Origin of the sequence: Mesorhizobium sp. LNHC229A00 (genome assembly GCF_000502415.1) — a bacterium.
Lineage (GTDB): Bacteria > Pseudomonadota > Alphaproteobacteria > Rhizobiales > Rhizobiaceae > Mesorhizobium.
This window is the reverse complement of sequence record NZ_AYWQ01000151.1, coordinates 1-575: the sequence shown is the minus strand read 5'-3', so window position 1 is coordinate 575 and position 575 is coordinate 1. Positions and strand designations below refer to the sequence as shown.

Sequence of the window (575 nt, the reverse complement as noted above, 5' to 3'; positions counted from 1 at the left end):
TGATGCAGCGGTCCAACACAAAGGCGGCCGAACAAGGCAAGAAGGCCATTCGAAACAGTTAGAGTGACCTCGCTATGCAAATTTAGTAGACCTTATGATCTGCGAAACTTGGAAGTCCCACCCTGCACAAGGCAACGATATCTTAATGGCTCCCGCTCCGATCGATCCCGACCGTACGATGCAGTTCCACCGGCGGTGGATACTCTTCTGACGCCGTACTGTTTGGCGACATAGCGTCAAAAACCTCTAGCTCGATGCGCACGCCTGAAGGCCAGCATATGGACCGCGCTTACATTACTCGTGCATCAGAGTGCGGCCGATAAGTCCAACAATTGAGAGTGCACCCGCCGGTTTTGGAGGATCCCATGTCGACCCAACCTCCTCGGCCAACGTGCGCATTGACCCTGCCCATCCCGCCAGCTTGGCTGTCCATTCAGGCGTCATGCGACTGTCGAATGCCCATCCCTCGAACACGTCGGCCAAGTGTAGCATATGACGATAGCCGAGCTCCTTGCGCAGGTCTTCCGACCAGCGTTGCTCTGCAGCTTGATCGAATATGCGTGCGAGTCCTTCAG

The 575-nt window shown here is 55.7% G+C and carries 1 protein-coding gene; it reads right to left on the bottom strand.

The window, feature by feature from the left end; genetic code table 11:
• Window positions 1-294: 294 nt before the first annotated feature.
• On the bottom strand, window positions 295-575 hold a 281-nt coding region (locus tag X742_RS1000000175325; protein ID WP_032925225.1), incomplete at its 5' end, for a hypothetical protein.